This is a genomic window from Mycolicibacterium fluoranthenivorans, assembly GCF_011758805.1.
GTDB classification, from domain to species: Bacteria; Actinomycetota; Actinomycetes; order Mycobacteriales; family Mycobacteriaceae; genus Mycobacterium; species Mycobacterium fluoranthenivorans.
In genome coordinates, this window is record NZ_JAANOW010000001.1 from 1,294,628 (window position 1) to 1,317,467 (window position 22,840).

Sequence of the window (22,840 nt, forward strand, 5' to 3'; positions counted from 1 at the left end):
TCATTGAACGCAGTGTTTTTCTAGTCCCGAAAGGGGAAAGGGAGTTACGTGCTAGACGTCAACTTCTTCGATGAACTCCGTATCGGTCTCGCGACCGCGGACGACATCCGCAACTGGTCCTTCGGCGAGGTCAAGAAGCCGGAGACCATCAACTACCGCACGCTCAAGCCTGAGAAGGACGGCCTGTTCTGCGAGAAGATCTTCGGACCGACTCGCGACTGGGAGTGCTACTGCGGCAAGTACAAGCGTGTGCGCTTCAAGGGCATCATCTGTGAGCGCTGCGGCGTCGAGGTCACTCGCGCCAAGGTGCGTCGTGAGCGGATGGGCCACATCGAGCTGGCCGCGCCCGTCACGCACATCTGGTACTTCAAGGGTGTGCCCAGCCGTCTGGGCTACCTGCTGGACCTGGCCCCGAAGGATCTGGAAAAGATCATCTACTTCGCGGCCTACGTGATCACCTCCGTCGACACGGAGATGCGCCACAACGAGCTGTCCACGCTCGAAGCCGAGATGGTCGTCGAGAAGAAGGCCGTCGAGGATCAGCGCGATGCCGACCTGGAGGCCCGGGCGCAGAAGCTCGAAGCCGACCTGGCCGAGCTGGAGGCCGAGGGCGCCAAGTCCGACGTGCGCCGCAAGGTGCGCGACGGCGGCGAGCGTGAGATGCGCCAGCTGCGCGACCGGACCCAGCGTGAGCTGGACCGGCTCGACGAGATCTGGACCACCTTCACCAAGCTGGCTCCCAAGCAGCTCATCGTGGACGAGGTGCTCTACCGCGAGCTGCAGGACCGCTACGGCGAGTACTTCACCGGCGCCATGGGCGCGGAGTCGATCAAGAAGCTCATCGAGAGCTTCGACATCGACGCCGAGGCCGAGTCGCTGCGCGACACCATCAAGAACGGCAAGGGCCAGAAGAAGCTTCGCGCCCTCAAGCGTCTGAAGGTCGTCGCGGCGTTCCAGATGAACCGCAACTCCCCGATGGGCATGGTGCTCGACGCCGTTCCGGTGATCCCGCCGGAGCTGCGCCCGATGGTTCAGCTCGACGGTGGCCGCTTCGCCACCTCTGACCTGAACGACCTGTACCGCCGCGTGATCAACCGCAACAACCGGCTCAAGCGACTGATCGACCTCGGCGCACCCGAGATCATCGTCAACAACGAGAAGCGCATGCTTCAGGAGTCGGTGGACGCGCTGTTCGACAACGGCCGTCGTGGCCGGCCCGTCACGGGTCCGGGCAACCGTCCGCTCAAGTCGCTGTCCGATCTGCTCAAGGGCAAGCAGGGCCGGTTCCGTCAGAACCTGCTCGGTAAGCGCGTCGACTACTCGGGCCGTTCGGTCATCGTCGTCGGCCCGCAGCTCAAGCTGCACCAGTGCGGTCTGCCCAAGCTGATGGCACTCGAGCTGTTCAAGCCGTTCGTGATGAAGCGTCTGGTCGACCTGAACCACGCGCAGAACATCAAGAGCGCCAAGCGCATGGTCGAGCGTCAGCGTCCCCAGGTGTGGGATGTCCTCGAAGAGGTCATCGCCGAGCACCCGGTGCTGCTGAACCGTGCACCCACCCTGCACCGCCTCGGTATCCAGGCCTTCGAGCCGCAGCTGGTGGAAGGCAAGGCCATCCAGCTGCATCCTCTGGTCTGTGAGGCGTTCAACGCCGACTTCGACGGTGACCAGATGGCCGTGCACCTCCCGCTGTCGGCGGAGGCGCAGGCCGAGGCCCGCATCCTGATGCTGTCCTCGAACAACATCCTGTCGCCCGCGTCGGGCCGCCCGCTGGCCATGCCGCGTCTGGACATGGTGACCGGGCTGTTCTTCCTGACCACCGAGATCCCCGGCGATACCGGCGAATACACGCCGGCCGCCACGGACACCCCGGAGACCGGTGTGTACAGCAGCCCGGCCGAGGCCATCATGGCCCTGGACCGTGGTGCGCTGTCGGTGCGGGCCAAGATCAAGGTGCGGCTGACGCAGCAGCGTCCGCCGGCCGCGGTCGAGGCCGAGCTGTTCGAAGACGGCTGGAAGCCCGGCGACGCCTGGACCGCGGAGACGACCCTGGGTCGCGTGCTGTTCAACGAGCTGCTGCCGAAGGGCTACCCCTTCGTCAACGCGCAGATGTTCAAGAAGGCCCAGGCGTCGATCATCAACGATCTCGCCGAGCGGTACCCGATGATCGTCGTCGCACAGACCGTGGACAAGCTCAAGGACGCCGGCTTCCACTGGGCGACTCGCTCGGGCGTGACGGTCTCCATGGCCGACGTGCTCGTGCCGCCGCAGAAGACCGAGATCCTCGAGCGCTACGAGGGCGAGGCCGACTCGATCGAGAAGCAGTACCAGCGCGGCAAGCTCAACCACGACGAGCGCAACGGCGAGCTGGTGAAGATCTGGCAGCAGGCCACCGAAGAGGTCGGTAAGGCGCTGGAGGCGTACTACCCCGAGGACAACCCGATCATCACGATCGTGAAGTCCGGCGCGACGGGCAACCTGACCCAGACCCGCACCCTGGCGGGCATGAAGGGTCTGGTGACCAACCCGAAGGGTGAGTACATCCCGCGTCCGATCAAGTCCTCGTTCCGCGAGGGCCTGACCGTGCTGGAGTACTTCATCAACACCCACGGTGCCCGTAAGGGTCTGGCCGACACCGCGCTGCGTACCGCCGACTCGGGTTACCTGACCCGTCGTCTGGTGGACGTGTCGCAGGACGTCATCGTGCGCGAGAACGACTGTGAGACCGAGCGCGGTATCAACGTCACTCTCGCCGAGAAGCAGGCCGACGGTTCCCTGGTGCGCGATCAGCACATCGAGACCTCGGCGTACGCCCGCACCCTGGCCACCGACGCGGTGGACGCCGACGGCAACGTCGTCGTCGCCCGTGGCCACGACCTGGGTGACCCGGCGATCGATGCCCTGCTGGCAGCCGGCATCACCGAGGTGAAGGTCCGCTCCGTGCTGACCTGCACCACCGGTACCGGTGTGTGTGCCATGTGCTACGGCCGCTCGATGGCCACCGGCAAGCTCGTCGACATCGGCGAGGCCGTCGGTATCGTCGCCGCGCAGTCCATCGGTGAGCCCGGCACGCAGCTGACCATGCGTACCTTCCACCAGGGTGGTGTGACCGGTGGCGCCGATATCGTCGGCGGTCTGCCCCGTGTGCAGGAACTGTTCGAGGCCCGCGTGCCGAAGAACCGTGCCCCGATCGCGGACGTCACGGGACGGGTCCGGCTCGAAGAGACGGACAAGTTCTACAAGATCACCATCGTTCCCGACGACGGCAGCGAAGAGGTTGTCTACGACAAGCTCACCCGCCGCCAGCGCCTGAAGGTGTTCAAGCACGACGACGGCTCCGAGCGTCTGCTCTCCGACGGTGACCACGTCACCGTGGGCCAGCAGCTCATGGAGGGTGCTGCCGATCCGCACGAGGTGCTGCGTGTGCAGGGCCCGCGCGAGGTGCAGATCCACCTCGTCAAGGAGGTCCAGGAGGTCTACCGGGCCCAGGGTGTGTCGATCCACGACAAGCACATCGAGGTCATCGTCCGGCAGATGCTGCGTCGCGTCACGATCATCGATTCGGGTGCGACGGAGTTCCTGCCCGGGTCGCTGACCGAGCGTGCCGAGTTCGAGGTCGAGAACCGTCGCGTGGTGGCCGAGGGCGGCGAGCCCGCGGCCGGACGTCCGGTGCTGATGGGTATCACCAAGGCGTCGCTGGCCACCGATTCGTGGCTGTCGGCGGCGTCGTTCCAGGAGACCACGCGCGTGCTGACCGATGCGGCGATCAACTGCCGCAGCGACAAGCTGCAGGGTCTGAAGGAGAACGTGATCATCGGTAAGTTGATCCCGGCCGGTACCGGCATCGCCCGTTACCGCGACATCCAGGTTCAGCCGACCGAAGAGGCCCGTGCTGCGGCGTACACGATCCCGTCCTACGAGGATCAGTACTACAGCCCGGACTTCGGCCAGAGCACCGGCGCTGCCGTGCCGCTGGACGATTACGGTTACTCGGACTACCGCTAGTTCGTACGGAAAAGGCCCCCGCGCTCAGCGTGGGGGCCTTTTTCGTGCGTTGAGTGTGAAACGTCTGCGCGCTGGAAGCGTTTGCGCCGCAGGGGATTCACACTCGGCGGGCGAAGGCTCGGTTGAGACGGTTGATGATGCCGCGCTCGGGGTCGCGCTTGGTCACCCGGACGATGACCCAGCCGAGGTTCGCCAATGCCTCCAGGCGGTGGATGTCGCGGGCGAAGACCTCCGGGTCGACGCGGTGCTGACCGCCGTCGTACTCGGCCCCGATCTTGAGGTTCTCCCAGCCCATGTCCACCCGCGCGAACGGATAGCCGTACTCGTCGCGAACGGTGATCTGCGTCTGGGGTCGTGGAAATCCGGCCCGGATGATCAGCAACCGCAGCCAGGTTTCGCGTGGAGACTCGGCTCCGGCGTCGACCAGCTCGAGCGCTCTCCTGACGTTCCGCAGTCCGCGCCGGCCCGGGTACCGCGCCGCCAGCTTCTCGACCGCGACGAACTCCAGGTGGGTCGCATGGGCCAGGGCGTCGATCGCGGCGACGGCAGCGTCGAGTGGACGCCGGCAGCCGATGTCGAGCGCGGCGCGGACCGGAGAACACACGGGCATACCGCGGATCTCCACGATCTCGTCCTGCTCGATGTGGTCAGAGAAGGTTCGGATGCCTTGTGGCGGGTGGCGGTTGTCGTGAATGAGTTCAGCGGGCTCGTGTGCCCCGACCCATGGCGTGCGGTGCAGGGCGGCGGCGGAGTTGCCGGCGATGATGGCGCGCCGCTTCGACCACAACCATGCGGCCTGGGCCCGGCTGCTCGCCGTGAGAGCGCTGTCGACGTGGACGTTCGGATAGACGGTCGTGAAACGGGTGCGCAGCTTGTGGGAGTTCAACGCCCCGGATGCCAAGGCTTCGCTGCCGAGGAACGGGTCTCCCATGATTGAAGTCTCAGGCCGCCTCGGTTGTGACAGCTCTGAGAAATCGAGTGTGAAACTTCTGCGGAAAATCGGCGTCTGCGGCGCAGCGGATTCACGCTCGACGCGGGCGCTGTCGGGCCACGCACCTAGACTGGACGGCGTGCTCATCGGTTCGCATGTCGACAATGCAGATCCCCTGGCCGCCGCTACCGCAGACGGCGCCGACGTGGTGCAGTTCTTCCTCGGCAACCCGCAGAGCTGGAAGAAGCCGGCGCCGCGTGAGGATGCCGAAACGCTGCGTGCCTCCGCGGTTCCGCTGTACGTCCACGCGCCCTACCTGATCAACGTCGCGTCGGCGAACAACAAGGTGCGCATTCCCTCGCGCAAGATCCTGCAGGACACCTGTGACGCCGCCGCGGCGGTCGGCGCCACCGCCGTCATCGTGCACGGCGGACACGCGGACGACAAGGACATCGAGGCCGGATTCGAGCGGTGGGTCAAGGCCCTGGACGCACTCAACACCGACGTGCCGGTGTACCTGGAGAACACCGCCGGCGGTGATCACGCCATGGCCCGCCAGTTCGACACCATCGCCCGGTTGTGGGATCACATCGGTGACAAGGGAATCGGCTTCTGTCTGGACACCTGCCACGCGTGGGCGGCGGGGGAGGCCCTGATCGACGCGGTGGAGCGGATCCAGGCCATCACGGGACGTATCGACCTGGTGCACTGCAACGACTCCAGGGACGCGGCCGGGTCGGGCGCCGACCGGCATGCCAATTTCGGTCTGGGACAGATCGATCCGCAACTGCTGGCCGCCGTCGTGAAGGCCGCCGCCGCGCCCGTCATCTGCGAGACCTCCGAAGAGGGCCGCAAGGACGATATCGCCTTCCTCCGCGAGAACGTCTAGGCCCGTGCGCCTGGCCGCGTTGCTGGCGGTGGCCCTGCTCACCGCGGGCTGCACCGGACTCAGCGCGGCGGCCGCCGGATCCACCGTGCACCATCTGGGGGACCGCACCTACCTGCTCTACGTCCCGGACGGGCTGCCCGCCCAGGCTCCGCTGGTGGTCATGTTGCACGGCGGGTTCGGCAGTGCCGCCCAGGCCGAGCGAGCCTATGGCTGGGATCGGTTGGCCGACACCGCGAAATTCGCGGTCGCCTACCCCGACGGACTGGGCCGCGCCTGGAACGCGGGCGGCGGCTGTTGCGGACGGTCGGCCGCCGATGGTGTCGACGACGTCGGTTTCATCGCCGCGGCCGTCAGCGATATCGCCCGTCAGGTCGATGTCGATCCGAAGCGGGTATACGCCACCGGGATCAGCAACGGCGGAATGATGACGTACGCCCTGGCCTGCCACACCACACTCTTCGCCGCGATCGGCCCGGACTCCGCGACGCAGTTGGATCCCTGCCCAGCCCCGCGCCCGACATCGGTGCTGCACATCCACGGCACTGCGGACACCCGGATCCGTTACGACGGCGGCCGGGGTGAGGGCTTCGCGCATATCGACGGGCCGTCGGTGCCGGCGGTGAACACGTTCTGGCGCAACGTCGATCAGTGTGCTGCGCCCGCGGTCACCGTCGATGGATCGGTCACCACGTCGGCGGCCGAATGTGCCGACGGACGCGCGGTGACGCTGATGACGGTCGACGGCGGCGGCCATGAGTGGCCGGGGTTCGCCACCGACCGGCTATGGCAGTTCTTCGCCGCTCACCCGGCCAAGTAGACCTTGCGCAGGGTCTCGGTCACGGTCCACACCGTCTCGGCTCCCGCTGCCAACCGCACCACGTCACCGGGCCCGAGCGCCAATGGTGCGGTGCCGTCTGCGAATTCGACTGTCGCCGCGCCGGACAGCACGACGAACACCTCGTCGGCCTCGACGTCGGTCATCACCCCGGGCGTCATCTCCCAGATGCCGAGCTCCAGACCGCCGAACTCGGTGAGGGTGTGTACGCCGGTGCGCGCGGAGCTGTCGGGTACCGGCTCCAGGCTTAGTTCCAGATCGGCGGCACGGACGGCGGAGTTGGGCTTCACGAGCGTCACATTACAGATCTTGTGCAGTTGTCGGCAAAATGTAACAGTGGAGGAATGCCGGATACCCATCTCGTGACCAATCAGGTCCCGCCGCTGGAGAACTACAACGCCGCCACCTTCCCTGCGCTGGCCGAAGCGCTCATCCGGGAGGGCGGTGAATGGGGCATCGACGAGGTGCACGAGGTCGGCGCGCTCGGGGGCAGCCGGCGCGCTCAGCGCTGGGGTGACCTGGCTGATCGCAACGTCCCGATCCTGCACACCCACGACCGCTACGGTCACCGCGTCGACGAGGTCGAATACGACCCCGCCTACCACGAGCTGATGAATGCGGCGGTCACCCACGGACTGCACGCCGCACCATGGGCCGATGACCGGCCGGGTGCCCATGTGGTGCGGGCGGCCAAGATGTCGGTCTGGACTCCCGAGCCGGGCCACGTCTGTCCCATCTCGATGACCTATGCCGTGGTGCCGGCGCTGCGCTGCAATCCCGAGCTCGCGGCGGTGTACGAGCCGCTGCTGACCAGCCGGGTCTACGACCCGGAACTGAAGGTCCCCGCCACCAAAGCCGGTCTCACCGCGGGTATGTCGATGACCGAGAAGCAGGGCGGTTCCGACGTGCGCGCCGGTACCACCCAAGCCACCCCCAACGGCGACGGCAGCTACACACTGCGCGGCCACAAGTGGTTCACCTCGGCCCCGATGGGCGACATCTTCCTGGTGCTCGCACAGGCCCCAACCGGGCTCAGCTGTTTCTTCCTGCCCCGGGTGCTGCCGGACGGCAGCCGCAACCGGATGTTCATCCAGCGGCTCAAGGACAAGCTGGGCAATCACGCCAACGCCTCCAGTGAGATCGAGTACGACGACGCGACCGCCTGGCTGGTGGGCGAGGAAGGTCGCGGCGTCAAGACGATCATCGAGATGGTCAACCTGACCCGGCTGGACTGCACCCTGGGCAGCGCCACCAGCATGCGCACCGGCCTGACCCGTGCCGTGCACCATGCCCAGCACCGCAAGGCCTTCGGCGCCTATCTGATCGACCAGCCGCTGATGCGCAACGTCCTGGCCGACCTGGCCGTCGAGGCCGAAGCCGCCACCATGCTGGCCATGCGGATGGCCGGGGCCACCGACGCCGCGGTACGCGGTGACGAACGCGAAACCCTGTTGCGCCGTATCGGTTTGGCCGCGGCGAAGTACTGGGTGTGCAAGCGCGCGACCCCACATGCCGCCGAAGCCATGGAATGCTTCGGTGGCAACGGCTACGCCGAGGAATCCGGTATGCCCAGGCTGTACCGCGAAGCCCCGCTGATGGGAATCTGGGAGGGATCGGGCAACGTCAGTGCGCTGGACACGTTGCGTGCCATGGCAACCCGACCGGAATGCGTCGACGTGCTTTTCGACGAGCTGGCCCAGACCTCCGAGCCCAGGCTGGATGCCCACGTCGCCGGGCTGAAGGCGCAACTCGGCGATTTCGACGGTATCGAGTATCGGGCCCGAAAGATCGCCGAGGACATCAGCCTTGCCCTGCAGGGCGCGCTGTTGATCCGGCACGGGCATCCCGCGGTCGCGGAGGCGTTCCTGGCCAGCCGGCTCGGCGGGGCGTGGGGCGGAGCCTATGGCACGCTGCCGGCCGGGCTGGACCTGTCGCCGATCATCGAGCGAGCCCTGGTCAAAGGATGAGCCTGCAGACGATGACCTACGAGGTCACCGATCGCGTCGCCCGCATCACCTTCAACCGCCCGGAGAAGGGCAACTCGATCGTCGCCGATACCCCGCTGGAACTCGCGGCGTGCGTGGAACAGGCCGACCTCGACCCGGCGGTGCACGTCATCCTCGTCTCCGGTGCGGGGGAGGGGTTCTGTGCGGGATTCGATCTGAGCGCCTACGCCGACGGCACCTCGTCCGCGGGCGGGGCGGGCCGTTACGACGGGACCGTGCTGGACGGCCGGACCCAGGCCGTCAACCATCTCCCCGACCGGCCCTGGGACCCGATGATCGACTACCAGATGATGAGCCGGTTCGTGCGGGGGTTCTCCAGCCTGATGCGGGCCGACAAACCGACGGTGGTCAAGATCCACGGCTACTGCGTGGCCGGGGGCACCGATATCGCGCTGCATGCCGACCAGGTGATCACCGCCTCCGACGCCAAGATCGGCTACCCGCCGATGCGGGTCTGGGGGGTGCCGGCGGCGGGTCTGTGGGCGCACCGCCTCGGCGACCAGCGCGCGAAAAGGCTGCTGTTCACCGGGGATTGCATCACCGGGGCGCAGGCGGCCGAATGGGGCCTGGCCGTAGAGGCCCCTGAGCCGGCGGACTTGGATGAGCGCACCGAGCGGCTGGTCGGGCGCATTGCCGCGATGCCGGTGAACCAGCTCATCATGGCCAAGCTGGCCTGCAATACCGCGCTGTTGCAGCAGGGGGTAGCCACCAGTCAGATGGTCAGCACGGTCTTCGACGGGATCGCCAGGCATACGCCGGAGGGCCATGCCTTCGTGGCCGACGCGACCGCGCACGGCTTCCGCGAGGCGGTGCGCCACCGCGACGAACCGCTGGGGGATCACGGCCGGCGCACGTCGGGGGTCTGAGGTGCTGCGCCTGACGGCTCGGTCGGTGGTGCTGAGCGTGCTGCTCGGTGCGCACCCCGCCTGGGCCTCGGTGGCCGAATTGATCCATCTGACATCGGATTTCGATATCAAGGAGGCCACCCTGCGGGTGGCGCTGACCCGGATGGTCGGCGCGGGCGATCTGGTTCGCTCCGACGACGGTTACCGGCTGTCGGAACGGCTGCTCACGCGGCAACGCCGGCAGGACGATGCCATCGCCCCTCAGATCCGGACCTGGGACGGCGACTGGATCACGCTGGCGATCACGGCCGTGGGGGCTGATGCCCGCAGCCGCGCGGAACTGCGGAATACTTTGGTGCAGAACAGGTTCGGCGAACTTCGTGAGGGGTTGTGGCTGCGGCCGGACAATCTGGCCCAGCCGGTGCCTGCCGCGGACCGGGTTCGGGTACTGCACTCGCGGGACGACGATCCGGCCGGGCTGGCGTCGCTGCTGTGGGATCTGCAGGCGTGGTCTCAGACGGGTTGGCGCCTGCTGGCCGAGATGCACGCCGCCGCCGATGTGCCGGCGCGGTTCGTGGCCGCCGCCGGCATCGTCCGGCATCTGGTGACCGACCCCGTGTTACCCGCCGAACTCGTGCCCGCCGACTGGCCGGGTGCGGACTTGCGGCGGGCGTATCAGGACTTCGCGGCGGAATTGGTGGCGCTGCGCGACAAGGTGGAGGCGATATGACAGGTTCGGCGGGCAGGAGCGCAGCGACCGGGGGGACCGATTCGGTGCGGGTGGAACGCAACGGACCCGTCACCACGGTGATCATGGACCGCCCGCAGGCCCGCAACGCCGTCGACGGCCCCACCGCGGCGCAGCTGTACGCCGCGTTCGACGAGTTCGACAACGACGACACCGCCGCCGTCGCCGTGCTCTGGGGGGAGAACGGAACTTTCTGTGCCGGAGCCGATCTGAAGGCCTTCGGCACACCGGAGATGAACCAGACCCACCGCAGCGGGCCGGGTCCGATGGGGCCGACGCGGATGGTGTTGTCCAAACCGGTGATCGCCGCGGTGAGTGGCTACGCCGTGGCCGGCGGCCTGGAACTGGCGCTGTGGGCCGACCTGAGGATCGCCGAGGAGGACGCCGTGTTCGGGGTGTTCTGCCGGCGCTGGGGGGTTCCGCTGATCGACGGCGGCACGGTCCGGTTGCCGCGTTTGATCGGGCGCAGCCGTGCCATGGATCTCATCCTCACCGGCCGTGCGGTCGACGCCGCGGAGGCCCTGGCGATCGGCCTGGCCAACCGGGTGGTGCCCAGAGGCGATGCCCGCCGGGCGGCCGAGGAACTGGCTGCCGAACTGGCCGCGCTGCCGCAGTTGTGCCTGCGTGCAGATCGTCTCTCGGCGCTGCGGCAGTGGGGTGAATCCGAGCAGGCGGCAATGGATTTCGAGTTCGCCAGCCTGCAGACGGTGGCCGCCGAGTCGGTCGCCGGAGCGAAGCGCTTCGCCGACGGCGCCGGCCGGCACGGCGCCCAGGCTTGATCGGACGGGCCTACGGGCTCTTGCTGATCTTGTTGCCCGACCCGAGATCGTCGACCTTGGGGTCGCCGTCCTTGTAGACCACGGTGTTGTTCAGGCCGACCACGCTGATCGACTTGTCCACGTGGTCGAAGGTCAGCTTGTTGTCCGCGCCGCCGACGTTCACGCTGGAGCAGGTGCCTTTCACGGTCAGCGTGTTGTTGGAGCCGCCGATGTTGAGGGCTTTGCCCTCGGCGCAGTCGATTTCGGCCGTGGTGCCGAACGAGCCGTAGTTGATGGTGTTGCCGATCTCCACCTGCGCGCCGGAGGTACCGGCGGTGGCGGTGGGGGCGGGCTTGGTGTCGCTCGTCCCGCACCCGGCAAGTCCGAGCACCAGAACGGCCGCCGTCAGCGGCCCGACGATGTGTAGACGCATGACTCCTCGATTCACCGGTGGTCCTCCCAGATTAGGTGACGGGCACGTCGATGATGGGCCGCCGCTCACCCGCGCCGGGACCGTCGAAATGCCACCATTCGCCGGCGTAGGGGGTGAAACCGCCGGCCACCATCGCCGCGCGCAGCTGTGCGCGGTTCCGTTGCGCTATCGCGCTCACGCCCTCGGTGGCGAAGGCGTGGGCCTGCGGGGTGAAGCTGTCGAAACCGGTGCCCATCTCGGTCAGTCCGGCGGCGCCCGCGGTCGTCACGTCCACCGATCGTCCCGACTCGTGGCTCTTCGAGTAGGGGCCGGGTTTGGCGACCCAGGCCGGGTTGGACACCACATCGAACATGCGGACCTGCACATCGTGCGGCCGGTAGCAGTCCCAGAACACCAGTACCAGTCCGTCGGCACGCAACCGCGACGCCGCGGTGGTCAGGCCATCGGCCAGTGATTCGTGCACCAGGCAGCGTGCGCCGGCGGGGTAGAGCGGAACGCCCACGAAATTGTCTGCGGTGGCATAGCGCAGATCGATGACGGCGTCGGGGACGACGGTGCGCACATCGACGAAACCCACCGCTGCGGCCGCGTCCGACACCGGGGGCACCGGAACCGTGGTGGACATCGGCCTCACCTGAAACGAGGCCGGAGCGCATGCCGCCACGGAGCACACCGCGACGACGCACACGACGACGACACCGAGCAGTCTCCGCACAAGATCAGGCGGGTGCGCGGTTGATGCGATTGGCCATACCGAGCTCGGGCCCGCGGTCGATGACGGCCGGGTCGCCGTCGTGGTAGATCACGGTCTGGTCGTAGCCGTACACCGTGATGTCGTTGATGACGTTGTCGGCGATCACGATGTTCGACGACCCCTGCAGCGCCACACCCCAGCAGGTGCCCTTGGCGTTGATCGTGTTGCCGGTGCCGTTGACGAACAGCGTCGCGTTGTTGCAATCCAGGGTCTGCACGACACCCTGGCCGGTGATGTGGGTGTCGCCGTTCTTGGCGTCGGCGGGCGGGGCGAGGACGGTCAGGACGGACGGGAGCACCAGGGCGCATGCCACCGCGGTCCGTCGGCTTCTCTGCACGGTCACGTTCGCCACCTTCCTATGGATGAGAGAAGAGTACGTTGCCCGGGGCCTCGGTAGAACGTGTTATCGCCGGTTGGCCGGTTCGGTTCGACGGGTCGCCGCGGACGGTGCTGCTCGGTAGCGTGTGCTCGATGCGTGGGCGCGGCAATCGAGCAGTGGCGATGGTCGTCGCGGTGGTCCTCGCCATGATCCCTGCCCTGGCCGGGTGCACCCAGACGGTGGACGGCAGTGCGCAGTCCGCCGCACCCGGCGGCCCGTCCGACGAGCGCAGCTACGGCTACGCCGACAACCGGTGCGGCCTGCTGGAGGACAGCACGGTGGCGCAGACCCTCGGCGCCGACAACGTGGTCCGGCCGTACAGCGGTGCGGTGTGTCAATACGTCCTGGACCGTGAGAAGGCCGTGGTCGACGTGGTGTTCGCCTGGTTCGACTCCGGCAGCCTCGATCGTGAGCGGGCCCTCGCCGGTCAGCGCGGCGCCCAGCTCACCGACACGGTCATCGAACGGCACAAGGCCTTCCTGGCTCGCCGGGACGGGGTCGGGGTGGCGTGCTCGGCGACCGCTGCGGGCGGGGGCGGGGTGCTCAGCTGGTGGGTCCAGTACCGGCACCAGAACAGTGCCGACCCGTGCCCGGATGCGGAGAAGTTGTTGTCGGCCACCCTGCAATCGGATCTCTGACATGACCAGGGCGCTGACGGTACTGCTCGCAGTGTGCGCGACGGCCACGCTGAGCGCCGGATGCGGTGCCGCGGGGGAGCGCGACAAGCCCCGTACCCCGGCATCGGAGGCCGGTGAGCACGCCGGTTTCCGCGGAGCCGACTGCAACGGGATCACGGATGCGGATATCACCGCGGCGGCCGGAAAGGCGATGTTCAGCCAGGCGGTGGTGAGCGCCGCCGGCTGTTTCTGGCAGGAGAACACGCTCATCGGCTCGTTCGGGGCGGGTATGGGCATCTCGACCTGGTGGTATCGCGGCAGTGACATGGACACCGAACGCGCACTGGAGCAGAACGCCGGGCGCACGCTCACCGAACTGTCGGTGGACGGCAACCGGGGATTCAAGGCCTTCGACGCCAATGCCTGCAGTATTTATGTCGCCAAGGGCGACGATGTCATCACGTGGTCGATCCAGACGATGAATCCGGCCATGCTGCCCGACCTCTGCTCGATCACCCAGCGGCTTGCGCAGCTCAGCCAGGACCGGGTGAACTAGAGTCCTTCGTTAACCCGAAATGCCGGGTGTCCATGAGAACACGGTCGGCCGAGCGAAGGATTAAGCGAATATGGCAGCGCGGGTGACCAAACTCAGTCGCGATGCCATCGTGAACTCGGCATTGGTGTTCTTGGACCGCGAGGGCTGGGACGCACTGACCATCAACGCCCTGGCCACCCAGCTCGGCACCAAGGGGCCCTCCCTCTACAACCATGTGCAGAGCCTGGACGACCTGCGTCGCACGGTGCGGATGCGGGTGATCGACGACATCATCGGCATGCTCAACACCGTGGGTGAGGGCCGGACCCGCGAGGACGCCGTGGTCACCATGGCCAGTGCCTACCGCAGCTACGCGCATCACCACCCGGGGCGGTACTCGGCGTTCACCCGGATGCCGCTCGGTGGCGACGACCCTGAATACACGGCGGCCACCAGGGCCGCGGCCGAGCCGGTGCTGGCGGCGCTGGCCTCCTACGGGCTCGACGGCGAGAACGCGTTCTATGCGGCGCTGGAGTTCTGGTCGGCCTTGCACGGCTTCGTGCTGCTGGAGATGACGGGGGTCATGGACGATGTCGATACCGACGCCGTCTTCACCGATATGGTGCTCCGGCTGGCAGCGGGGATGCAGCGGCGCTAGCCGTCCGGGGCGAGCGAAGCGACGGGGCATCAAGCACGGGGTTGATGCCCTTCCAACCTGTGGTGTCTGACCTGCGATAAGGCCGCTACGCACGGGTTTGGTTGCGCGCGGGCCACCCTGGTATTGTGGATCCCCGTGCCTGGTCGACAGGGCCGCATGCTGCCTCAAAATGGTCGGCATGCCTGCGCGCCGGGCGGATTCGTATGTCCGCAGGCATCGGAATGCTATCGATTCGATGGGTTTCTGGTGGGTGCGACACGCCCGATCGCGGGGTAAGCGATAGGGCGAAAACAGCAGTACAGAGACTTACGCAAGCAGAGCAGAAACAGAAAGCCGGTACATGCCAACCATCAACCAGCTGGTCCGCAAGGGTCGCCGCGACAAGGTCGCGAAGGTGAAGACCGCGGCCCTCAAGGGCAGCCCGCAGCGCCGTGGCGTGTGCACTCGCGTGTACACCACCACCCCGAAGAAGCCGAACTCGGCGCTTCGGAAGGTCGCACGTGTGCGCCTGACCAGCTCGGTCGAGGTCACCGCCTACATCCCGGGTGAAGGCCACAACCTGCAGGAGCACTCGATGGTGCTGGTGCGCGGTGGTCGTGTGAAGGACCTCCCCGGTGTGCGTTACAAGATCATCCGCGGCTCGCTGGACACCCAGGGTGTCAAGAACCGCAAGCAGGCACGTAGCCGTTACGGCGCGAAGAAGGAGAAGAGCTAATGCCGCGCAAGGGTCCCGCACCGAAGCGCCCGTTGGTCAATGATCCGGTTTACGGGTCGCAGCTGGTCACCCAGCTGGTCAACAAGGTCCTGCTCGATGGGAAGAAGTCGCTGGCAGAGCGCATCGTCTACGGCGCGCTGGAGCAGGCTCGCGACAAGACCGGTACCGATCCGGTCGTCACCCTCAAGCGCGCGCTGGACAACGTCAAGCCCGCCCTCGAGGTGCGCAGCCGCCGCGTCGGTGGCGCCACGTACCAGGTCCCCGTCGAGGTCCGTGCCGACCGCTCCACCACGCTGGCCCTGCGCTGGCTGGTGAGCTTCAGTAAGGCCCGCCGCGAGAAGACGATGGTCGAGCGTCTCGCCAACGAGATTCTGGACGCCAGCAATGGCCTGGGTGCCGCCGTCAAGCGACGCGAGGACACCCACAAGATGGCCGAGGCGAACCGGGCCTTCGCGCACTACCGCTGGTGATCTCAACGCCGACGCGGAGTGGCGTCGGCGGAAACACCAATAGCAACCAAGCAAGCGAAAGAGTGGGAATCTAGCCGTGGCACAGGACGTGCTCACCGACCTCACGAAGGTCCGCAATATCGGCATCATGGCGCACATCGACGCCGGCAAGACGACGACGACCGAGCGCATCCTCTTCTACACCGGTATCTCGTACAAGATCGGTGAGGTGCACGACGGCGCCGCGACGATGGACTGGATGGAGCAGGAGCAGGAGCGGGGTATCACCATCACCTCGGCTGCGACCACCTGTTTCTGGAACGACAACCAGATCAACATCATCGACACGCCGGGCCACGTCGACTTCACCGTCGAGGTGGAGCGTTCGCTGCGCGTGCTCGACGGTGCCGTCGCCGTCTTCGACGGTAAGGAAGGTGTCGAGCCCCAGTCCGAGCAGGTGTGGCGGCAGGCCGACAAGTACGACGTCCCGCGCATCTGTTTCGTCAACAAGATGGACAAGCTGGGCGCCGACTTCTACTTCTCGGTGCAGACCATGAAGGACCGCCTCGGCGCGAACGTGATTCCGATCCAGTTGCCGATCGGCTCCGAGAACGACTTCGAGGGCGTCGTCGACCTGGTCGAGATGAAGGCCAAGGTGTGGCGCGGCGAGACCAAGCTCGGCGAGAAGTACGACGTCGTCGACATCCCGGCCGATCTGCAGGAGAAGGCCGAGGAGTACCGCACCGCCATGATCGAGGCCGTCGCCGAGGCTGACGACGAGCTCATGGAGAAGTACCTGGGCGGCGAAGAGCTCACGGTCGAGGAGATCAAGGCGGGCCTGCGCAAGCTGACCGTCACCAGCGCGGCCTACCCGGTGCTCTGCGGCTCCGCGTTCAAGAACAAGGGCGTGCAGCCCATGCTCGACGCGGTCATCGACTACCTGCCGACCCCGCTGGACGTCGCGGCCGCCGAAGGCCACGTCCCGGGCAAGGAAGACGAGATCATCTCCCGGAAGCCCTCGGCCGACGAGCCGTTCTCCGGGCTGGCCTTCAAGGTCGCCACCCACCCGTTCTTCGGCAAGCTGACCTACGTCCGGGTGTACTCGGGCAAGGTCGACTCCGGTGCGCAGGTCATCAACTCGACCAAGGGCAAGAAGGAGCGGCTGGGCAAGCTGTTCCAGATGCACTCCAACAAGGAGAACCCGGTCGAAACGGCGTCCGCCGGCCACATCTACGCGGTGATCGGCCTCAAGGACACCACCACCGGTGACACCTTGAGCGACCCGAACAACCAGATCGTGCTGGAGTCGATGACCTTCCCCGATCCGGTGATCGAGGTGGCCATCGAGCCCAAGACCAAGAGTGACCAGGAGAAGCTGGGCACCGCGATCCAGAAGCTCGCCGAAGAGGATCCGACCTTCAAGGTGCACCTGGATCAGGAGACCGGCCAGACCGTCATCGGCGGTATGGGCGAGCTGCACCTGGACATCCTGGTCGACCGCATGAAGCGCGAGTTCAAGGTCGAGGCCAACGTCGGCAAGCCGCAGGTGGCCTACAAGGAGACCATCAAGCGCGCCGTGCAGAACGTGGAATACACCCACAAGAAGCAGACGGGTGGCTCCGGCCAGTTCGCGAAGGTCATCATCAGCCTCGATCCTTTCGAGGGCGAGGACGGCGCGACCTACGAGTTCGAGAACAAGGTCACCGGTGGCCGCATCCCGCGCGAGTACATCCCGTCGGTCGACGCGGGTGCACAGGACGCCATGCAGTACGGCGTGCTGGCCGGTTATCCGTTGGTCAACGTGAAGGTGACGCTGCTCGACGGCGCCTACCATGACGTCGACTCCTCGGAAATGGCCTTCAAGGTCGCGGGTTCGCAGGCGTTGAAGAAGGCTGCCGGACAGGCGCAGCCGGTCATCCTGGAGCCCATCATGGCTGTCGAGGTCACCACGCCCGAGGATTACATGGGCGATGTGATCGGCGACTTGAACTCCCGCCGTGGTCAGATCCAGGCCATGGAGGAGCGCAGCGGTGCGCGCGTCGTCAAGGCGCAGGTGCCGCTGTCGGAGATGTTCGGCTACGTCGGCGACCTTCGGTCGAAGACCCAGGGCCGGGCCAACTACTCCATGGTGTTCGACTCGTACGCCGAAGTTCCGGCGAACGTGTCGAAGGAGATCATCGCGAAGGCGACCGGGCAGTAGTCCGGTACTTTGCAGACCGCACAACTGAACACATCAACACACCTGCTTTAAACAAAGCACCAACAAGTCCAGGAGGACACCACAGTGGCGAAGGCGAAGTTCGAGCGGACGAAGCCGCACGTCAACATCGGGACCATCGGTCACGTTGACCACGGCAAGACCACGCTGACTGCAGCAATCACCAAGGTTCTGCACGACAAGTACCCCGAGTTGAACGAGTCGCGCGCATTCGACCAGATCGACAATGCGCCCGAAGAGCGTGCTCGTGGCATCACGATCAACATCTCCCACGTGGAGTACCAGACCGACAAGCGTCACTATGCACACGTGGACGCCCCCGGTCACGCGGACTACATCAAGAACATGATCACCGGTGCGGCCCAGATGGACGGTGCCATCCTCGTGGTCGCCGCCACCGACGGCCCGATGCCGCAGACCCGCGAGCACGTGCTGCTGGCCCGCCAGGTGGGTGTGCCCTACATCCTGGTCGCGCTGAACAAGTCCGACATGGTCGACGACGAGGAGCTCCTGGAGCTCGTCGAGCTCGAGGTCCGCGAGCTGCTGGCCGCTCAGGACTTCGACGAGGAGGCTCCGGTCATCCAGGTGTCCGCACTCAAGGCCCTCGAGGGTGACCCGAAGTGGGTCAAGTCCGTCGAGGATCTGATGGACGCCGTCGACGAGTCGATCCCGGACCCGATCCGCGAGACCGACAAGCCGTTCCTGATGCCCGTCGAGGACGTCTTTACCATCACCGGTCGTGGCACCGTCGTCACCGGCCGTGTCGAGCGTGGCGTGATCAACGTCAACGAAGAGGTCGAGATCGTCGGCATCCGTCCCGGCACCACCAAGACCACGGTCACCGGTGTCGAGATGTTCCGCAAGCTGCTGGATCAGGGCCAGGCCGGCGACAACGTCGGTCTGCTGGTTCGTGGCATCAAGCGCGAGGATGTCGAGCGCGGCCAGGTCATCGTGAAGCCGGGCACCACCACCCCGCACACCGAGTTCGAGGGCAGCGTCTACATCCTGTCCAAGGACGAAGGCGGCCGCCACACGCCGTTCTTCAACAACTACCGCCCGCAGTTCTACTTCCGTACCACGGACGTGACCGGCGTGGTGACCCTCCCCGAGGGCACCGAGATGGTGATGCCCGGTGACAACACCGACATCTCCGTCAAGCTGATCCAGCCCGTGGCCATGGACGAGGGCCTGCGGTTCGCGATCCGTGAGGGTGGCCGCACCGTCGGCGCCGGCCGGGTCACCAAGATCATCAAGTGATCTAGGTACACGTCGCACGAGGCGGCGCTCACCTTCGGGTGGGCGCCGCTTTCGTATGCGTGCCCTGCGCCCAAACGCACATTTGGGCCGATTTGTGCGAGTGGAATTCGGCCGAATGTCGATCTCGGCGCCGAGAATGTGGGATCGGTAGCCGTTGGCAGGCGATGTACTCGTCGGCATGAAGATCACCTGTGTCGCCGCCCCGCTGCTGGCGATCGGCATGGCCGTCGCCGGCATCGGGTTCAGTGCCACCACCGCCGAGGCAACCCCCGGTGGCAGCTGGCCCGGTTGCCCGCCGGACAGCCCGGAGGGTCCGTGCCGCTGGTGCCCGGGCGATCCGCCGGTGCAGACCGGGAACCTGCGGGTGAACCCGGTGGTGTGGGACAACAACGTCTGCCACACGTACTGGTACGTCTATCACGGTCAGGGCAATGTGGCCCAGAACATCTTCGAGGGCGAACTGCCCCCGGCCCCACCGCCTCCGCCGCCGAACCTCACGCCGCCACTGCCCGAGGGTTGGTGTTGGTCGTTGTTCCTGCCCACTCCGTGCCCGCCGGGGGTCAAAGGTCCGGGTATGTGAGCTACAGATCGTCGATGCTGAGGATGCCGTCCTGTACGGCCCGGGCGATCAGCGCCGCCTTGGTGGGAGCGGGTCGGCCCACCGCCGCGTACTTGGCTCGCGCGCGCTGCAGGTGGGTGCGCACCGTCGACGGTTCGATGAACAGGCGTTTGGCGACGAATTCCTTGTTCTCGGTCTGGAACCAGGCGATCAGCACCTCGCGTTCCCGTGTGCTCAATCCGGGGCGGCCGACGGTGCGGTCATTGAACAGGGCCTTTGCCATCCGCGGACCGACATAGGGCGTGTTCGAGTGTGCGGCGTAGATCGCGTCGAAGAGGTGCTGCTTGTCTTCACCCTTGCCGAGGAAGGTCATCGCGCCGGCGTCGAGACTGCTCAGGATGACCTCGTCGGTCGACATATGGGAGTACACGATGACCCGATGCCCCGCGGCACAGACTTCGCTGAGGCTCTCGAACTCGGGCCGGTAACGCTCGTACTGCAGGTCGAAGAGCACGACCTCGATCGAGCCGTCGCCTCGAGGGTGCTCGGCCAGGAAAGACGACGGGTCGGGGTAGTCGGCGACGAGGTCGATGGGCGGATCCGCTTCGGCAAACCACGCCTTGACCCCGGCGTGAATAACGTCGTGGTCGTCAATTAGGGCGACCGGGATGGCGGTCCGGGGGTTCGGCACCCCCAGATCTTTGGCCTTATTCATGCATTTCGCCTGAAGTCGATGAGATCACCGAGTGTGCACCCCCGCAGTCTTCGGATCAGAACCCTACTCTCAGCAACGCCCGCTTTGCCCGAAGTAGGAAACTCGGCTAACCATACTGATGTATGGGCAGATCCTAACGCGCTTTATGCGATGCTGTGGTGCTGGGCCTCTGCTGTGGTCGGTGTGACCGCCAGGGGGTGATGCACGCTGATCCACACCTTGTCGGCGATCACGGTGACCTCGACGTTCGGATGTGTGCTGTACGCCCGCAGCGGTGCGACTCGGGCGACGTCGCAGACGATGCTGGCGACCAACTCGCCACCTGCCACCGTCAGACCGATCCGGGCATGTTTGCGTGCTTGACCCAACGCGTCTCGCAGCGGCGTCAGGACGACGCGGCGGGTGTGCGCGTCGAGTGAGGGCAAGTCGCTGTCCGTGTTGATCGTGACGATCACCCCGCGCCGGTCGGCTTGGTCGACGGCGGCCCGCAATTCGGCGACGAGCGGATGGCTGAAGGTGCGGGACTGGAAGATGTAGAGCCGTAGCCGCCGCGATTCCAGCCGCGCCCGCTGCCTGGTCTCGGCGTCGATGACGCCGGTGCTCAGCGTCTGGAGCAGGGGGAACACCCCGCGGATCAGTTTCGATGTGCGGCGCACGTAATCGTCGTGCAGCGCTTCGGCGATACGGTTCTGGTCGGCTATCGCCCATCGCTCCCTGGCCTCTGTGGCGGCGGCGATGGTGGCGTTGCGCAGCAGCTCGGGAAAGGCCAGCGCGAACATCTGCACCATGACGACACCGGCGGTGTACAGAGCCAGGTTGAACGCCATGGTGACGTCCGGCTGCCGAACAAAGGTGAGGATCGCGGTACCGAGCCAGAACGCGACCATGACCGCGGCGCCGTGCCGAACCCGCAGCCGCAGGACGAATGGCAGGACGCACAGTCCCGTCGCGACGAGTGGCCATTGGATGGGGCCGCCCAGCATGTCCGCGGGCACGGACAGAGACTGGACGGCGATCACCACAGCCATGATCACGAGGGCGGGAATCGTGACGTCGGGACCGCGGTTGAGCACCCGGGACACGCCCGCGATCATGACCAGGGCCGCGATACAGCCCAGTCCGAGCTGGAGGATCGGGGAACCGGTGCGGGCGGCCGCGTACGGTACCGAGACCAACAGCTGAACCAGGCCGAAGACGATGATGCCGAGACCGAACTGGACCAGGATGCGTTCGGTCAGGTGATCGATATCGTCGGCGATCGCGTTGGCGGGGGCGATATCTGGTGACTGCGCCCACGTCAGCGTCACCTCGGTGCCGCTGCCCGGGGCGGAGCACACGGTGGCGCTGCCGCCGGCTCGGCGCATTCGGGCGACGATGGACTCGGCGACGCCGTGGCCGAGGCTGGTGGTGGCCAGGTCGAACCCGGTCCCGTCATCGCTCACGGTGACGGAGGTGGCTGCCACCTTGATCTCGATATGCGATGCGTCGGCATGCCTTTCGGCGTTGTTGAGCGCCTCCCGCGCGGCAGCCAGCACGGTACGGGCCCGGGACCCGGTGAGTACGAGTCTCGGCAGACCGGTCAGGGCGATCTCCACCGGGAAGTGCGCGATCTCCTTCCGGAGTGCGGCGACGATATCGGTATCGGGCAGCGGTTCCCGTGCCGTGGGGCCGCCGGTCAGCAGCTCCAGATCCCGGCGGGCTTGTGCCGCAACGCGTTCGGACGAGATGTCGGCGCCCTCGCCGACGAGGTACAGCGTCGAGGCGGCGGTGTCGTGCACCAGTGCCAGGTGTTCGAGTTCGTAGTTGCGCACCGCTGCGGCGATCGCATCACGCAGGGCGGCGTCGTGGTTATCGGCGCGGACCCGATCGACCTGGCGGGCCACGGCCAGACCGGCCGCCAGCAGCGCCGCGGCGATGGCCCACTCGATGCCGAGCATGTAGAACAACATCGGCACTCGAACCGCGTCGGGCCAGCCGATCATCTGCGCGCAGCCGAACGCATAGGCCAGTGTGATCAGTGCGGCCGCGGGAAAGCTCACCTTCGGGGGTTGGGCCATGGTGAAGGCGATAACGGCGGTACCGGCGATGACCTGCGGTACCGAGTTGGTGTAGAGATTGCCGGGATTCGACTCGAACCAGGGGATCGCCGCGGCGACAGTCAACACGTACCCGAAGTCGACCAGCTGGAAGCCAAGCGCGCGCGACCGGGTGAAGAGACGGAAACCAGCCCAGCAGCCCAGTGCTGCGAGCAGGATCGTGCCGGCCGTGGAGTCGGGCGTCCAGGGCAGCAGCAGCGTGCTCGAAGCGGCGACAAGGGTGACCGTATTGAGCAGAATGATGGCCAGGTCCTGGCCGCGCCTGATCACCTGTCGCTCGGACACATGGACACCCCGGATGTCCTGGTCGGGCTTGAGCACACGCAATTCTAGGCACGAACGTCTATGGCACCGTCGGTCAAATGGTGGACAAGACCGCCATTGATTGCATATGCAAGAAGTTGGTCCGATGGGAGGTGCCCAATTCGTTTTGGCGAGCCT

At 66.5% G+C, this 22,840-nt stretch carries 22 protein-coding genes; 15 read left to right on the forward strand and 7 right to left on the reverse strand.

Annotated elements, in window-relative coordinates; all coding sequences use genetic code 11:
• Positions 1-48: 48 nt before the first annotated feature.
• Positions 49-4,002: a DNA-directed RNA polymerase subunit beta' gene (locus FHU31_RS06380; protein ID WP_167156816.1), complete on the forward strand. Its 3,954-nt coding sequence runs from the start codon at positions 49-51 to the stop codon at positions 4,000-4,002.
• A 97-nt stretch (positions 4,003-4,099) separates the two neighbouring features.
• Here FHU31_RS06380 and FHU31_RS06385 read toward each other — a convergent pair whose 3' ends face one another.
• Positions 4,100-4,933: a putative endonuclease domain-containing protein gene (locus FHU31_RS06385; RefSeq protein ID WP_167156817.1), complete on the reverse strand. Its 834-nt coding sequence runs from the start codon at positions 4,931-4,933 to the stop codon at positions 4,100-4,102.
• A gap of 139 nt (positions 4,934-5,072) precedes the next feature.
• Here FHU31_RS06385 and FHU31_RS06390 point away from each other — a divergent pair, with 139 nt between their 5' ends.
• Both FHU31_RS06390 and FHU31_RS06395 read left to right on the forward strand, forming a co-directional pair.
• The gene (locus FHU31_RS06390) at positions 5,073-5,822 is read left to right on the forward strand and encodes a deoxyribonuclease IV (RefSeq protein WP_167156818.1); all 750 of its coding nucleotides are present in this window, start codon (positions 5,073-5,075) and stop codon (positions 5,820-5,822) included.
• A gap of 4 nt (positions 5,823-5,826) precedes the next feature.
• Positions 5,827-6,639 (forward strand): extracellular catalytic domain type 1 short-chain-length polyhydroxyalkanoate depolymerase, encoded by an 813-nt coding sequence (locus FHU31_RS06395; protein WP_263988004.1) that lies wholly within the window; start codon positions 5,827-5,829, stop codon positions 6,637-6,639.
• Here the strand turns inward: FHU31_RS06395 and FHU31_RS06400 are convergent.
• The gene (locus FHU31_RS06400; RefSeq protein WP_263988005.1) at positions 6,624-6,947 is read right to left on the reverse strand and encodes a cupin domain-containing protein; all 324 of its coding nucleotides are present in this window, start codon (positions 6,945-6,947) and stop codon (positions 6,624-6,626) included. The two genes, FHU31_RS06395 and FHU31_RS06400, sit on opposite strands and share 16 nt — an antisense overlap.
• 54 nt (positions 6,948-7,001) lie before the next feature.
• Between FHU31_RS06400 and FHU31_RS06405 the strand changes: the two genes are divergently transcribed.
• The 4 genes from FHU31_RS06405 to FHU31_RS06420 are packed head-to-tail and all read left to right on the forward strand — an operon-like array spanning position 7,002 to position 11,035.
• Entirely contained in the window at positions 7,002-8,624 is a 1,623-nt protein-coding gene (locus FHU31_RS06405) for an acyl-CoA dehydrogenase family protein (RefSeq protein ID WP_167156820.1), read from the forward strand.
• A complete protein-coding gene (locus FHU31_RS06410) occupies positions 8,621-9,529 on the forward strand; it encodes a crotonase/enoyl-CoA hydratase family protein (RefSeq protein ID WP_167156821.1) in 909 nt (302 codons plus the stop codon). Before FHU31_RS06405 ends, FHU31_RS06410 begins: the two co-directional genes overlap by 4 nt.
• A gap of 4 nt (positions 9,530-9,533) precedes the next feature.
• Positions 9,534-10,238 carry a PaaX family transcriptional regulator C-terminal domain-containing protein gene (locus FHU31_RS06415; protein ID WP_167160703.1) on the forward strand — a complete coding sequence of 235 codons (705 nt, stop codon included), beginning with the start codon at positions 9,534-9,536 and terminating at the stop codon, positions 10,236-10,238.
• A complete protein-coding gene (locus tag FHU31_RS06420; RefSeq protein WP_167156822.1) occupies positions 10,235-11,035 on the forward strand; it encodes a crotonase/enoyl-CoA hydratase family protein in 801 nt (266 codons plus the stop codon). The genes FHU31_RS06415 and FHU31_RS06420 overlap by 4 nt, the downstream gene beginning before the upstream one ends.
• A gap of 10 nt (positions 11,036-11,045) precedes the next feature.
• On the opposite strand, the gene FHU31_RS06425 is transcribed toward FHU31_RS06420, so the two are convergent.
• The 3 genes from FHU31_RS06425 to FHU31_RS06435 all read right to left on the reverse strand — a co-directional run bounded on the left by FHU31_RS06425 (position 11,046) and on the right by FHU31_RS06435 (position 12,514).
• Positions 11,046-11,447 carry a DUF3060 domain-containing protein gene (locus tag FHU31_RS06425; protein ID WP_167156823.1) on the reverse strand — a complete coding sequence of 134 codons (402 nt, stop codon included), beginning with the start codon at positions 11,445-11,447 and terminating at the stop codon, positions 11,046-11,048.
• Positions 11,448-11,478: 31 nt separating this feature from the next.
• Positions 11,479-12,072: a M15 family metallopeptidase gene (locus FHU31_RS06430; protein WP_167156824.1), complete on the reverse strand. Its 594-nt coding sequence runs from the start codon at positions 12,070-12,072 to the stop codon at positions 11,479-11,481.
• 94 nt (positions 12,073-12,166) lie between these two features.
• Positions 12,167-12,514, reverse strand: coding sequence for a DUF3060 domain-containing protein (locus tag FHU31_RS06435; RefSeq protein ID WP_409371223.1), 348 nt, complete (start codon positions 12,512-12,514; stop codon positions 12,167-12,169).
• A gap of 158 nt (positions 12,515-12,672) precedes the next feature.
• Here FHU31_RS06435 and FHU31_RS06440 point away from each other — a divergent pair, with 158 nt between their 5' ends.
• The 8 genes from FHU31_RS06440 (at position 12,673) to FHU31_RS06475 (ending at position 19,609) form a co-directional block, all read left to right on the forward strand.
• Complete coding sequence (locus FHU31_RS06440; RefSeq protein WP_208410155.1) at positions 12,673-13,218, forward strand: DUF3558 domain-containing protein; 546 nt, start codon at positions 12,673-12,675, stop codon at positions 13,216-13,218.
• A 1-nt stretch (position 13,219) separates the two neighbouring features.
• A complete protein-coding gene (locus FHU31_RS06445; protein ID WP_167156825.1) occupies positions 13,220-13,753 on the forward strand; it encodes a DUF3558 domain-containing protein in 534 nt (177 codons plus the stop codon).
• A gap of 70 nt (positions 13,754-13,823) precedes the next feature.
• Positions 13,824-14,390 (forward strand): TetR/AcrR family transcriptional regulator, encoded by a 567-nt coding sequence (locus tag FHU31_RS06450; protein ID WP_090359977.1) that lies wholly within the window; start codon positions 13,824-13,826, stop codon positions 14,388-14,390.
• Between the two features lie 340 nt (positions 14,391-14,730).
• Positions 14,731-15,105: a 30S ribosomal protein S12 gene (gene rpsL, locus FHU31_RS06455; protein WP_090359975.1), complete on the forward strand. Its 375-nt coding sequence runs from the start codon at positions 14,731-14,733 to the stop codon at positions 15,103-15,105.
• Entirely contained in the window at positions 15,105-15,575 is a 471-nt protein-coding gene (gene rpsG / locus FHU31_RS06460; RefSeq protein WP_090359972.1) for a 30S ribosomal protein S7, read from the forward strand. Before rpsL ends, rpsG begins: the two co-directional genes overlap by 1 nt.
• Before the next feature lie 76 nt (positions 15,576-15,651).
• Positions 15,652-17,754 (forward strand): elongation factor G, encoded by a 2,103-nt coding sequence (fusA, locus tag FHU31_RS06465; protein ID WP_167156826.1) that lies wholly within the window; start codon positions 15,652-15,654, stop codon positions 17,752-17,754.
• 84 nt (positions 17,755-17,838) lie between these two features.
• A complete protein-coding gene (tuf, locus tag FHU31_RS06470) occupies positions 17,839-19,029 on the forward strand; it encodes an elongation factor Tu (RefSeq protein ID WP_090359967.1) in 1,191 nt (396 codons plus the stop codon).
• Positions 19,030-19,207: 178 nt separating this feature from the next.
• Positions 19,208-19,609, forward strand: coding sequence for a hypothetical protein (locus FHU31_RS06475; protein WP_234901145.1), 402 nt, complete (start codon positions 19,208-19,210; stop codon positions 19,607-19,609).
• A 1-nt stretch (position 19,610) separates the two neighbouring features.
• Here FHU31_RS06475 and FHU31_RS06480 read toward each other — a convergent pair whose 3' ends face one another.
• Together FHU31_RS06480 and FHU31_RS06485 are read right to left on the reverse strand one after the other, a co-directional pair.
• Entirely contained in the window at positions 19,611-20,303 is a 693-nt protein-coding gene (locus FHU31_RS06480) for a LuxR C-terminal-related transcriptional regulator (protein WP_167156827.1), read from the reverse strand.
• A 143-nt stretch (positions 20,304-20,446) separates the two neighbouring features.
• Entirely contained in the window at positions 20,447-22,684 is a 2,238-nt protein-coding gene (locus tag FHU31_RS06485) for a sensor histidine kinase (RefSeq protein ID WP_167156829.1), read from the reverse strand.
• Positions 22,685-22,840: the final 156 nt, after the last annotated feature.